10 protein-coding genes are annotated in these 12628 nt (G+C 55.4%); 7 read left to right on the top strand and 3 right to left on the bottom strand.

Going from position 1 to position 12628, the window contains the following annotated elements; genetic code table 11:
• Window positions 1-28: 28 nt before the first annotated feature.
• On the bottom strand, window positions 29-805 hold the full coding sequence (locus TH25_RS10650; protein ID WP_114088405.1) for a FadR/GntR family transcriptional regulator: 777 nt from the start codon (window positions 803-805) through the stop codon (window positions 29-31).
• A gap of 344 nt (window positions 806-1149) precedes the next feature.
• Here TH25_RS10650 and gndA point away from each other — a divergent pair, with 344 nt between their 5' ends.
• The 4 genes from gndA to TH25_RS10630 all read left to right on the top strand — a co-directional run bounded on the left by gndA (window position 1150) and on the right by TH25_RS10630 (window position 5963).
• Window positions 1150-2568, top strand: coding sequence for an NADP-dependent phosphogluconate dehydrogenase (gene gndA, locus TH25_RS10645; protein ID WP_114088404.1), 1419 nt, complete (start codon window positions 1150-1152; stop codon window positions 2566-2568).
• A gap of 141 nt (window positions 2569-2709) precedes the next feature.
• Window positions 2710-3633, top strand: a complete 924-nt coding sequence (locus TH25_RS10640) for a LysR substrate-binding domain-containing protein (protein ID WP_181847545.1) — start codon at window positions 2710-2712, stop codon at window positions 3631-3633.
• A 109-nt stretch (window positions 3634-3742) separates the two neighbouring features.
• Window positions 3743-4783, top strand: a complete 1041-nt coding sequence (locus TH25_RS10635; protein WP_114088402.1) for an aromatic ring-hydroxylating dioxygenase subunit alpha — start codon at window positions 3743-3745, stop codon at window positions 4781-4783.
• Window position 4784: 1 nt separating this feature from the next.
• Complete coding sequence (locus tag TH25_RS10630; RefSeq protein ID WP_220151388.1) at window positions 4785-5963, top strand: 2Fe-2S iron-sulfur cluster-binding protein; 1179 nt, start codon at window positions 4785-4787, stop codon at window positions 5961-5963.
• Window positions 5964-6091: 128 nt separating this feature from the next.
• Here the strand turns inward: TH25_RS10630 and TH25_RS10625 are convergent, their stop codons facing one another.
• Complete coding sequence (locus TH25_RS10625) at window positions 6092-7033, bottom strand: bile acid:sodium symporter family protein (RefSeq protein ID WP_114088400.1); 942 nt, start codon at window positions 7031-7033, stop codon at window positions 6092-6094.
• A 511-nt stretch (window positions 7034-7544) separates the two neighbouring features.
• On the opposite strand from TH25_RS10625, the gene TH25_RS10615 reads away from it, so the two are divergent.
• From TH25_RS10615 to TH25_RS10605, 3 genes are read left to right on the top strand one after another with little or no spacing between them, the layout of a single operon-like run.
• A complete protein-coding gene (locus TH25_RS10615) occupies window positions 7545-8564 on the top strand; it encodes an ABC transporter substrate-binding protein (RefSeq protein ID WP_114088398.1) in 1020 nt (339 codons plus the stop codon).
• On the top strand, window positions 8561-9601 hold the full coding sequence (locus TH25_RS10610; RefSeq protein ID WP_258549113.1) for a FecCD family ABC transporter permease: 1041 nt from the start codon (window positions 8561-8563) through the stop codon (window positions 9599-9601). The genes TH25_RS10615 and TH25_RS10610 overlap by 4 nt, the downstream gene beginning before the upstream one ends.
• Window positions 9598-10353: an ABC transporter ATP-binding protein gene (locus TH25_RS10605; RefSeq protein ID WP_114088396.1), complete on the top strand. Its 756-nt coding sequence runs from the start codon at window positions 9598-9600 to the stop codon at window positions 10351-10353. The genes TH25_RS10610 and TH25_RS10605 overlap by 4 nt, the downstream gene beginning before the upstream one ends.
• 73 nt (window positions 10354-10426) lie before the next feature.
• Here the strand turns inward: TH25_RS10605 and TH25_RS10600 are convergent, their stop codons facing one another.
• Window positions 10427-12589 (bottom strand): dihydroxy-acid dehydratase domain-containing protein, encoded by a 2163-nt coding sequence (locus TH25_RS10600; RefSeq protein ID WP_114088395.1) that lies wholly within the window; start codon window positions 12587-12589, stop codon window positions 10427-10429.
• Between the last annotated feature and the right edge of the window lie 39 nt (window positions 12590-12628).

Below are 12628 nucleotides of genomic sequence, written 5' to 3'. Positions count from 1 at the left end.
CCGAAAAATACGCGACCTCGCGCCGGGGTTAGGAACCGGGCGTTGCCGCCCGGTGGCGTGCGATGACATGCTCGATCACTTTGCGCATCGCGTGGCCTGCTTCCTGCGGGTTTTTCTGGCAAAAGGCATAATACAGGCCTTCATACAGGTCCAATTCCGCCTTCTCATCCGCTGCGTTAATCGTTGGCGGATGTTGCTCCCACATCAGTTCCAGGGCTGAACTGATGGCGGGAAATATCTGGTCAACCAATTCCGAACCGGCGGCGTGGATCAGGGCCTGATGAAAGGCAAGGTCCGCGCCAATAAGGGCCGCACGGTGGTCATGTTCATCGCGGCTTTGGTCGCGGTGAACCTCTTTTTTGGCCTGCCAGGCCGCATCAACTTTTTGCCGTGCCGGGCTGTCTGCCAGCATTGTGGCATGTTCGATAATACCGGGTTCCACAATCAGGCAGAATTTCAACAGGTCACGCAACAAGCCATCGCGATCCCCGGCGCGAAGACGCCAATCCATGACATCGGGATCCAGCATCCGCCATTCCGACCGGGGCAGTACCCGTGTGCCATCCGATGTTCGCGACCTTATCAGTCCCTTGGCGGTTAAAATACGGCAGGCCTCGCGGATCACGGATCGGCTGACATCCAGTTCCGTTACCAGATCGGCCTCTTTGGCAATCGTTGCTCCTTCGGGCCAGTCCCCGCGAATAATACGCACACCCAGATTGGCCACGACCGTTCCAAGAATACCGCGTATTTCGATGGTTCCGGCAATCGGTGTCATGGAACGAAGAGGACGCGATGACCGCATTTTACAGATCCTTTCTGCTTTGTCTGATAAACATATAAACAAAATATGGCCTTGTCACCGGGGCAATTTTTGACGCCTGCAAAGGCAGAGCGGGAAAACTTTCATTCGTGAATGTAAAAATCATTCGTACTAACAGGTGCGAAAATTCGATCGGCACGCTATGTTAAGCGCGCAAATCAAGGTATGACCCTGTTATCGTTGGCGAAGAATTTGACTGATTGCCATTTTTGCGCTGCGGACAGGCGGTGCATATGTACGTATCTTGATTGATAAATTGATCAAAGACGGGCAGCGAAAGATGCTGTTCTTCTGCGTCCCACAAGATCGAAAATAGGAAAGTGAACATGTCGGAACAGCCTCGGGTAGGTTTGATTGGTTTGGGAACGATGGGCGCGGCCCTGTCGCTGAATATTGCCGAGAAGGGCCATGCACTCGCCGTTTATAACCGGACCGGAAGTGTCACCGATGCGTTTGTCAAAAATGCCGGCGATCTTGCCCCGCGCCTGACGCCGACCGACAGCCTGGAAAATTTTGTTGCCGCGATTGCGGCACCACGCGTGATTATTCTGATGGTCCCGGCCGGATCCGTTGTAGATGACCATATCGATGCGCTTAAACCGCTGTTGGGCGCGGACGACCTGATCATTGATGCTGGCAATGCCAATTTCTATGACACCGAACGCCGTGCCGAACGCGCCCGGAATGAAAAGTTCGGTTTCATCGGCATTGGTGTTTCGGGCGGCGAAAGCGGTGCACGGCACGGCCCGTCCATCATGGTCGGTGGCACGGAGGCCGATTGGCAGCGTGTTGCCCCGATGCTTGAAGCCATTTCCGCCAAATATGAAGGCACCCCTTGCGCCTCCCTGATGGGGCCGGGCGGAGCGGGCCATTTTGTCAAAATGGTGCATAACGGCATTGAATATGCCGACATGCAAATGATCGCCGAGGTTTACAGCCTGATGCGCGATGGCATGGGCTATAAGGCGCCGCAGGTTGCCGATGTGTTTGAAGGCTGGAATAAAGGCCGTCTTGAATCCTATCTGATCGAGATTTCGGCCAAGGTTTCGCGCGCGGATGACCCGATTTCGGGCAATGCGATGCTTGATGTGATCCTGGACAAGGCAGGCCAAAAAGGAACCGGCCGCTGGACCGCAATTGAAGCCCAGCAGCTTGCTGTGCCCGTCCCCGTGATTGAGGCTGCAGTTGCGGCGCGTAACCTTTCGGCACGCCTTGAAATGCGCCAGCGTGGTGCCGAACATTTTGGTGATGCGCAAAAGGCCCTGGAAGGCGAAGGTATTGCTGCCACCACGCTTGAAAATGCGCTGATTGCCGGGAAAATCCTGTGTTATGCGCAGGGTTTTGAAATGCTGGCGGCTGCTGCGGCGCATTTTAAATGGGATTTGCCGATGCCGGCCATTGCGCGCGTCTGGCGTGAAGGCTGCATCATTCGTTCCGACATGCTTAATGACATGGCAACGGCGCTAACGAATAATCCGGGTGATAACCTGATTTTCGCCGAACCGTTTTCGGGCCTGCTGAAAGAATGCGAAGCCGACCTGCGTGATACCGTGATTGCCGCCACCCGTGCCGGTATCGCCGTTCCGGCACTTGCCGCTGGTCTTTCGTGGTTTGATACGGTGCGTACCCGTCGTACGTCTGCCAACATGATCCAGGCGCAGCGCGATTATTTTGGTGCGCATGGCTTTGAACGTGTGGATGGTAAAGACGAACCGCACGGCCCCTGGGCCGGTCACGAAGACTGATTGTACCTTCTGCTTTTGCGGACGGCGGCGTATTTGGAATGCGCCGCCGTTTTGCTTTCAAGGTGCCAAAGAGTAGGGACAAGTCCATGTTCCTGCTATAGTGTTTGCACAGATCGGATGCTTTGGCGGAATATCGGGAAGGTGACTGTGAAATCCTATTTGCCCCCTTTGCGCGCCGTGCAGGTGTTTGAAGCCGTCGGGCGTCTTGGCTCTGTTGGGGGTGCAGCCCAGGAGCTGGGGGTGACGCCAGGGGCGATCAGTCAGCAACTCAAGGTCCTTGAAGAACATTTGTCCATCAAGCTAATTAACAAGGATGGCCGGCGGACAGCGATTTCCGACGAAGCCCTGGCCTATCACAAATTGATCAGCGAGGGATTTGACCGGTTGCGGATGGCCCACAAGGTTGTTGAACGCGCAAAAATGGGGGCTGACCTTAAGGTTTCGGGGTTGCCAACGCTGCTTTTGAAATGGCTGAACCCGCTTTTGCACGACTTTCAGTCACAGTTGAACGATGTGCCGTTGCGGCTGGAAGCAACGCATCTTGAACCCGATCCGGACATGCCGGTCGATATGTTCCGGCTGACCTATGGCAGTGTTGCGCAGAGGTTTCCCCATGCCCGGATGCTGTTTACCGATAGGTGCTTTCCGGCCTGTGCTCCAGCATTCTTGGAAAAGCATCCGGGGGCTCGCACGCCCGAAGGTCTGCTGGGTCTTCCCCTGATTGAGATTGACTGGGGACCGGCCTATAACGCGGTGCCCCGCTGGGCAGACTGGTTTGCTTCACAGGGAATGCCGGATGCCAAATTCAAAACGGTGGCGGTGCATTCGCTGTCAAGCAGCGCGCTAGAGGCGGCGGCTGGCGGGCAGGGTGTTGTGCTTGCACAGCGGTCTTTTGCCCGGTTTGACCTGGAACTGGGCCGTCTTGTGCGACTGTCAGATCATTACCTGCCCATGCCGTTGCCTTATTATGTCTGCTGGGGGGAGACGACCCTTGATCAGCCCAAGGCACGCGAATTTTTAAACTGGCTGATGACCATTTGCCAAAAACTTGCGACAGAGGCGTAACAGTCGCATCTTTTAGAATATCTAAAATATCCTCGAACATTTCTGACTGTTAAATATGGGATGTTCAGACATAGTTGGGCATAACAGCAAGAAATTTAAGAGGTCGATCATGTTTCTGCGCAATGCCTGGTATGTCGCCGCCTGGAGCACCGAGATCACCCGGGATCTTATGCAGATCAGGGTTCTGGGGGAAAAGATTTGTGTTTTCCGAACCGCGGAAAACGAAGTCATTGCGCTGGAAGATGCCTGCCCGCATCGCAAATTGCCGCTGTCAAAAGGCCGGATCAAAGGCAACACGGTTGAATGCGGCTATCACGGGCTGACCTTTGATTGCGCCGGGCAGTGTGTCTGGGCGCCGGGTGGGGGGCGTATCCCGTCGGCCGCCAGGGTGCGGCCCTATCCGACGCATGAAAAATACGGTCTGGTCTGGATCTGGATGGGCAATGCCGCAATGGCGGACCCGGAAGAAATTATCGACATTCCGAATTTCGACAGCTCGGACTGGGGCATTAATTCCGGCGATGCGATGGAATTGCAGTGCAACTATCTTTTGATGTGCGACAACCTGCTGGACCCCACCCATGTCGCATGGGTACATGAAAGTTCGTTTGCCGCACCGGCCACCAAAGATACGCCGTTGCGCGTCACAAAGACCGCAAATGGCGTGATTGTGCATCGGTGGATGATGGATCACGAGCCTGCACCCTTTTATAAAAAGGTGGTGGAATTTGAGGGCAATTGTGACCGTTTGCAGCATTACGAGGTGCGCTATCCCTCGCACGCCCTGATCCGCGCGGTGTTTACCCCGGCTGGTACCGGTGGCCCGGACGGGCAGCTGCATGAAAAGACCTTTGTCATGGACAGCTACAATTTCATGACCCCAACGTCGGAAACGGAAACGCGGTATTACTGGTTCCAACTTCGCAATGTCCGGCCCGATGACGAAAACCTGTCAAAGATGATGGCCGAAGATGTGCGTCATGCCTTTGAAGAGGACCGGGCCGTGTTGCACGAAGTCCAGATCGGTATGAGCAACAAACAATCCCCTCATATTGACCTTGGTATCGATGCGGGACAGTTGCGGTTCCGCCGTCAGCTTGAGGCGATGATCGCCGAGGAGCGGATGATTGATGCCAAGATGGAAGCGTGACATGGCAGATGCGTTTCGCAGATTTCGTGTCAGTGCGAAAATTCGGGAAAGCGATGTGGTGACATCCTTTCACCTTGCCCCGGTTGATGGCGGGCCACTTTGGCAGGCTTTGCCGGGTCAGTATCTGACCTTTCGGGTACCAACCGCTGCGGGGTCGGTGCTTAAAACCTATTCCCTGTCCGGCGACGTGCAGCAGGACAATTTCCACCGGATTTCGGTCAAGCGCGAATGTGCGCCGACGGGCAACGATGTTCCCGATGGGGTGGGGTCGTGCTGGCTTCATGACCATGTGACGGAGGGGAGTGAAATTGACATCGCCCCGCCGCGTGGCAGCTTTGTGCTGGATCAGGAAAGTACGCGCCCGGTACTGCTTCTGGCGGGTGGCATTGGCATAACGCCCTTGCTGGCAATGGCAAAGGTCTTGGCGCGCAGCAAGCGGCGTGTCTGGATTTTTCATGCCTGCGAAAATGGCGACGTTCAGGCATTTGATGCAGAATTAAGGGCGCTTGCCACAGCATCCGGCGGCAGGATTTCCCTGCATGTGGTGCATCGCCAGCCCACGGCGCGTGACCGTGCGGAACGTCGTTTTGACAGCGAGGGAGTGATCGACACGGCATTGTTGCAGTCGCATCTGCCGCTTGACGATTACGAAGTTTACATGTGCGGGCCAACAGCCTTTATGGCGGCCATGTATCGGCAGTTGCGCGCGCTTGGCATTGAAAAATCCCGCATCGCTTACGAGTTTTTCGGTGCGGCAACGTCGCTTGAACACCTGGCTGAACAACCGGCAACAATCTCGCGGGCGGCGTCACATGCGCCCAAAGCGATTGCCGCCCTTGTCAATCTGACCGACCCGGAAGCCTGGGCCGTACCGGACACCACCGTGCCAATGGCTGATGACATCCCTGATAGGGTGCCTAAGGACGGGGATATTGTTGTGTTCGCGAAATCCGGGGTGACAGCGGCAATGCGCAGTGACGTGCGAACATTGCTGGAACTGGCAGAAGACAAAGGTTTGGCACCCGATTTCTCGTGCCGGTCGGGTATTTGTAATACCTGTCGCTGTACCCTGGTTGAGGGGCACGTATCCTATATTGAAGAGCCACTGGAAACGCCAGCCGATGGTCAGGTACTGATCTGCTGTGCGCGGCCGGAAGGTCGTGTTGTGCTCGATCTCTGACAATCGTCAACGGTACACAAAAATTTGTCATAAGATAGATTATAGCTCTTTTGGGCGAAAAGTGTTTCCCGTAATCCCGGACCAAAGGCATTCATCCGCCTTGGTCCGGGTTTATCAGATTATAAGATTTACGAGATAGGCTGATTTTTAGCAGGTTTGAGACCGGCCTCGTCTACCGGTTTGCGGCTCCAGTACCCGGCCAGAAGCGAGCCGGATATATTGTGCCAGACACTGAACAATGTGCCGGGCAGCGCCGATACCGGGGTAAAGAATTTCATCGCCAGCGCGGTTGCCAGGCCGGAATTTTGCAGGCCAACTTCAAAGGCGATGGTGCGGCAAATTTTGCGATCAAAGCCCAAAAGTGCCGTTACCCCATAGCCCAGCGACAGGCCAATCGCGTTATGCAGCATCACGGCCAATGCCACGATCAAACCCACACTGGCGATTTTATCCGCATTCAGGGCGACAACGATGGCAATGATGACCAGGATGGCGACCATTGAAATATAGGGAAAAACCGCTTCAACCTTGCGCACCCATTTGGACGCGATTTCGTTGAGCACGACACCGATGATCACGGGCACCAGAACAATCTTGACCAGCGACATCAGCATCGACTGCACCGGCACATCAATGCTTTGCCCGGCCAGAAAGGCCACCAGAACCGGGGTCAGGAACACGCCGATCAGGGTCGAGGTCGCCGTCATGGAAATGGAAAGTGCCGTATCCCCCTTTGCCAGATAGCACATCACATTGGAAGATGTCCCGCCCGCGACACTGCCCACCAGCAACATGCCAACCGTCAGGTCATCGTCAAAGCCAAACAGCTTTGCCACCAGCCAGGCAGCAACCGGCATGATCAAAAACTGCAAAATCACGCCAACCGCCAGCGCCTTGCGGCTTTTGGCGACATTGGCAAAATCCTTTGCCGTCAAAGTCAGCCCCATTGCCAGCATGATGACCATCAGCAAGGGCACGATATAGGAACTAAGCGATGTAAACGGCCCTGGCATGAAAAAAGCCAGTAACGAGAGCAACAACGCCCATACTGGAAAAAGTTGAAGGATCACGAACGTTTCTCCTGTTATGCGGTTTTTTGATTATTAGGCCCCTGCCCCGGTGTCTGTCCCCCATGACAAGTGACCAACCCGACAAGACCCCGCAAATGGCACCCTATTCTGACATTAAGGTGCATGATGATACGTGTTTATGGAATAACATCAGGACAGACTCAACGTGTTATCCATTTTATTCATTCCAGTTCGCCCGACAGGTTCATTTCCTGGTGCAGTTGCGATCTTGTGATTGATAAAACCGGTTGGCCCTGGCGATGTTGGCCGGCGGCTGAAATGCCACCTGTTCGAGTATCCGGATTCGGTGGAACGGACTGTTTTGAAAGATTGACCTGGCGCTTATCCTTGAAACTGACGCCCTTTTCCCTGGTCAAGAATCGCGTTTGAGGATCAATTGCATTCATTTCAGTTGAATTTGATATTTATTCGCAAAAATTAACTTGAATTTGCGCTTTGTGGCAGAGTACTACTCGCCACCAAATTTAACGGATCCGGTGGATGGTGGTTCATGACGTGCGCTAAGTCTTTCTTTTTACCTTCGTGTCTGATGGCAGCATTTTTGGCGATTTCGCCTGCCAAGGCGGAAGCAACCAAATATCCCCTCACGATCGAAAATTGTGGCGTTGAAGTCACCTTCAAAAAGGCACCTGAACGCGCCGTTGCCCTTGGTCAGAACAGTGCCGAAATTCTGTTGATGCTGGGCCTTGAAGATAAAGTGAAGGCATCGGCCTTTTGGCCGACCTCGGTGTTGCCGGAGTTGGCGGAAGCCAATAAAAAAGTAAAACTTCTTACGGTTGAAATCCCGACCCTTGAATCGATCCTGGCTGAAGAGCCCGACTTTATTGCCGCACAGTTGCCACTGTTGCTTGGCCCCAACAGCAAAGTTGCCAAACGCGAGGATTTTGCCGCCCTTGGCATTCCCAGCTATCTTGCGCCGGGCATTTGCAACACGCGCAAGGATACCAACGACGTCTATGGAAGCCGTGGCGAATTGTGGAACATGGATCTTCTGTATCAGGAGATTGACGAGCTTTCGCGGATTTTCGATGTTGCCGATCGCGGGCAGAAACTGATCGCCAGTTTCAAGGCGCGCGAAGCGGCCCTGCGCGCCAAGTTTAAACCAAACCCCGATTTGAGCTTCCTGTTCTGGTTTAGCAGCCCATCGGAAGCCGATGATGCCTATTTGGGGGGTAAAAACGGGGCTTCGGGCTTCATTGCCGACCTGTTGGGCGGGCATAATGCCATAACGACCGAAGCCGAATGGCCGACCGTTAGCTGGGAAGGAATTATCGCCGCCAAACCGACCGTCATCGTTGTTGCCTCGCTGGACCGCAATCGCTGGGACCTCGACAAGGCGGAAAACAAAATCGCGTTCTTGAAAAGCGACCCGTCGGTAAAACTGATGGAAGCGGTGCAAAAGAACCGCATCGTTGTCATGAATGGTGCGGCCATGAACCCGACCATCCGCACGATTTATGGCGCGGAAGAAGTTGCCAAACAGCTTGAGGCGCTTGGGCTGGAGAAGTGACCAAAACCTCTATGATTTCCAAGAAAACAATCGGTTTTGAGCTGCTGCTGGTCATCTCGTTTGTGATTCTGGCATTTGCGATTGCCATGGCGGTTGGTATTGGCGAAATGCGCATTCCGCTGCGCACAGTTGCCCTGTCAATTACCAACCACATGGGCCTGAGCAACGCCGAGATCGGTCGCATTCAGGATAGCGTGATCTGGAATTTGCGTTTGAGCCGGGCTTTGGTCACGGCCTTGTGCGGGGCTGGCCTTGCCATATGCGGGGCGGTTTTGCAAACGCTGTTGCGCAATTCACTGGCCGAACCCTATGTGCTGGGGGTTTCTGCCGGGGCCTCGACCGGGGCGGTTGCCGTGATTATTCTGGGTATTGGCGCGGGCGCGGTTTCATTGTCAATGGGGGCCTTTGCCGGGGCGATGACCGCCTTTGTGTTTGTTGCCGTCTTGTCAAATAGCGGGCGCGGCGGGCCGGACCGAACCATTTTGGCCGGTGTTGCCGCCGCCCAGCTTTTTAATGCGCTGACCGCCTATATTGTGACGACATCGGGCAATGCCCAGCAGGCGCGCGACATCATGTTCTGGCTGTTGGGCAGTTTTGGCGGCGTGCGCTGGCCGGAATTTCAGCTTTTGATCGTGATCATCATTATCGGTCTATCGATTTGCATCTGGCATTCCCAGGCGCTTGATGCCTTTACCTTTGGCGATGATGCTGCCGCCTCGATGGGCATTGCCGTGGAACGGGTACGGATCATTCTTTTTGCCGTGACGGCACTGATTACCGCAACCATTGTCAGCATGGTCGGCTCGATTGGTTTTGTCGGGCTGGTGGTGCCCCATGCCGTGCGCTTCCTGATCGGACCGGGACATATTCGCCTGTTGCCTGCCTGTGCACTGGTGGGGGCGGTGTTTATGGTGCTGGCCGATATTGTATCGCGCAGTGTGATGGCCCAGCAAACCCTTCCCATCGGCATTGTCACCGCGCTGGTGGGTGTGCCGTGTTTCTCGCTTATCCTTTATCGGGCGAGGCAGGCTGTATGAGTATCCAGGCAGAAAATCTGATATGGCGGGTCGGTCGCAAGACCATCGTCGATAACGTTTCGCTGAGCATAAAGCCCGGCACGGTTTTGGGCCTTCTGGGCCCGAACGGGTCGGGTAAATCATCGCTATTGCGCCTGCTTGCCGGGTTGCGCCGCCCGGCCACCGGGCGCATCACCCTGGAAGGACGCGATATTGCCAGCATATCGCGCCGGGACTTGGCCCAACGCGTTGCCCTGGTGCAGCAACATGCCGCCACGGAAATAAATATGGCGGTCGAGGATGTTGTGCGTTTGGGGCGAACCCCGCATCGATCACCGCTGGCAGGCTGGACGCAGCTTGACAGCCACGCGGTTGATACTGCCTTGCAACAGGTTGGTATGACGGATTTCCGCCATGTAAGCTGGCAAAGCCTGTCAGGCGGGGAAAGGCAGCGGGTGCATATTGCGCGCGCCCTGGCACAGCAACCCCGTGAACTGTTTTTGGATGAACCGACCAATCATTTGGACATTCAGCATCAATTGGGGCTGTTGCGCCTGATTGCGCGTTTGGGCCTCACCAGCATTGTCGCCCTGCATGACCTGAACCATGCGGCCATGTTTTGCGATTATTTGCTGGTGCTTAATCATGGCAAAGTGGTCGCGACAGGCACACCGGCCGAAGTATTGACACCAGAGCTTTTGAAACAGGTTTTTCAGGTGGAATGCGATTTTGCCCCCCATGAGGACGGGTTTCACATCCTGTTTAAAAAGTAACCTGCAACATGACCGGGTAACGAAGGCCCCTGTCGCTGTGCGGCGGCCTGTCATTGCCCGGCATGATGGCCTGTTACCGCCACGGCAATATGGCGCGCCGGTCCACCATTTCGGGGACAATGCCGCGTGCCGCGTTCGAGACATGATCCATCACGTTACAGGCCGCAACGTCAAGCTGGCGGTTCGACATGCGCTGATGGCGCTGATCGAATATTACTTTGCGATCGGCGACCTTGGCCGGATCACCGGGCACTTCCCGCCCGTCAAGAAAGGCGTCGCGTTCCAGCCAGTCCAGGGACAGGCTGGTAAGGTTCAGGCGCAAAATATCGCCATTCTGCAAATAGCCAATACCGCCGCCGGTAAAGGCCTCGGGCACCATATGGCCAATACAGGCCCCTTTGGTGACGCCGGAGTAACGGCCATCGGTGATCAACATGCTTGATGCCTCGAGAATGCGGTGATGACGCAGATTTTGCGAGGGCGAGAACATTTCCGGCATGCCATAGGCCTCTGGCCCCTGCCCGCCAATCACAAAGGCAAAGGACAAATAACCCTGTGCCAGCATATCGCGCGCGGTCATGCCAGTGGAGGCATCGCCGCCATTGCGTTTGACGATGGCTTTGACCAGGGCCGGGTCAACGCCATCGGTCTTCATCAGGCGGTCCACAAGGTCAGGCGCGGCAAAGTCGTCATTACAAACATGTTCGTTTTCATAATAGCGCACGATGAAAACGTGATTGTTAAAGTGATTTAGTAAATGATCGCTCATACCCGATGTTTTTACAGCACAATTTTCAAAGAAGCTGCCGGTAATCACATCGACGCCAGAGCGTTGCCGCACAGGTGTGGCCCGGATGACGGATTTATCGCCCAGCGACAAATCAACCGGGTTATCCAGCCCGGCAATGCGTTCTGCCCAGGTTTTTCCCAAAATCGTGGGGGCATCCAGGTCCATTGCCACGCCAAGGTCGGAAAGAACGCGATAAATGCTTTCCATACCCCGGTTTTGGCCCTGTGCCATTTGCCGGGCCAAAACAAAGGTATCCCGGTTTTCAGTCAGGCTGTGGGCGAAAATCTCAGGCACGGGGGTTTCGGTACGCACAGCCTGATAATCGTCAATCGTAATGTCAAACCCGGCATGGCGCATCATGAAAGGCAGATGCAGCAGCATGTTGCTGCTTGACCCGGTGGCGTTATGGACCCGCACGAAATTGGCAAAATTCGCCTTGAGCAAATTGCCAATCGCATATTCCGGGCGATTGAACACCGAAAACAGCGTATCCACCCCACTGGCAACCGCCTCGTAGGGGGGCACATCGGTCAGAAGCTCCAGTTCCGGTGGGGTCAGGCCAAAGGCCGCGAGCATGGTGCGCGATGAATTGCCCGTGCCGTTAAAGGCACAAATGCCGCCTTTTGAATCACAGGTGGCGGTTGCCAATTCATCGAGAATGCGGCGTTCCATTGCCCCGTCAATCACACCGATCAAACGCGCCCGTTCCAGCAAACCGGCAAAGGCTTCGTCGGATGTGCATTGCAGGATGTAACGCATATTTTCGCGAATATCACCGCCAAGGTCGACATGCCCGGCAGCATCGGCATCATTTGCAACCTGATCAAGCAAACGGCGCGTACCTTCGGGGATTTCGCCACCCTTTAACACATGCGCCGGGGCAAATACGGCCCAGACCGGGGCCTGGTCTCCGCGATGGGCGCGTGCCCTGTCTGCCGCCGCCAACCCGGCCACCACGGCGGAGGGGGATTTGTCACACCCGGCAATCACGTAAGCCGCATGATAGCTGTGCCCTTCAAAGGTGATATTCACCGCTGTTGCCGTGGTGTTGCGCGATGCCAGCGAATAGCTTTGGCCGATATTGTTTTGCGCCGTGCCATCACAAATGACCGGCACATGAAACAAAAACGGCACCCCGCCCTGTTCCCAAACGCGCAGGGCGGCCATCAGCGCATGGGGCCGATCCAGCAAATGGGCCGGATGGTCCGGCGCACCGGCAATAATGGCAACGCGCGGCCGGTTTTCCACCAGGCGACCCACCACATCGCGGATTTCCGGCACATTGAATTTCTGCTGTTTAACCAGGGCCGGGTTTTCATTGGCGGCATCGCGCAACAGCCGCACAACCGTAATGGGCTGGTTTGCCAACCCCTGAATGCAATCGCGATAGGGGTTGGCTTTTTCGTTGATAACAACAGGTTCGTTATGATGTGTCAGGCGGGACATGGCGGCGGGCTCGATATTCGGGTGTTAAACACGGCGGGA

It is taken from the genome of Thalassospira profundimaris (assembly GCF_003326755.1).
Lineage (GTDB): Bacteria > Pseudomonadota > Alphaproteobacteria > Rhodospirillales > Thalassospiraceae > Thalassospira > Thalassospira profundimaris_B.
Note: the sequence above shows the minus strand (reverse complement) of the source record. Positions and strands in the feature narration are given on the sequence as shown.

Excerpts from the sequence above, each read along its gene's own strand:
- TH25_RS10650 (WP_114088405.1), bottom strand. The coding sequence starts at position 805 with ATGCGGTCATCGCGTCCTCTTCGTTCCATGACACCGATTGCCGGAACC.
- gndA (WP_114088404.1), top strand. The coding sequence starts at position 1,150 with ATGTCGGAACAGCCTCGGGTAGGTTTGATTGGTTTGGGAACGATGGGC.
- TH25_RS10635 (WP_114088402.1), top strand. The coding sequence starts at position 3,743 with ATGTTTCTGCGCAATGCCTGGTATGTCGCCGCCTGGAGCACCGAGATC.
- TH25_RS10630 (WP_220151388.1), top strand. The coding sequence starts at position 4,785 with ATGGCAGATGCGTTTCGCAGATTTCGTGTCAGTGCGAAAATTCGGGAA.
- TH25_RS10615 (WP_114088398.1), top strand. The coding sequence starts at position 7,545 with ATGACGTGCGCTAAGTCTTTCTTTTTACCTTCGTGTCTGATGGCAGCA.
- TH25_RS10605 (WP_114088396.1), top strand. The coding sequence starts at position 9,598 with ATGAGTATCCAGGCAGAAAATCTGATATGGCGGGTCGGTCGCAAGACC.
- TH25_RS10600 (WP_114088395.1), bottom strand. The coding sequence starts at position 12,589 with ATGTCCCGCCTGACACATCATAACGAACCTGTTGTTATCAACGAAAAA.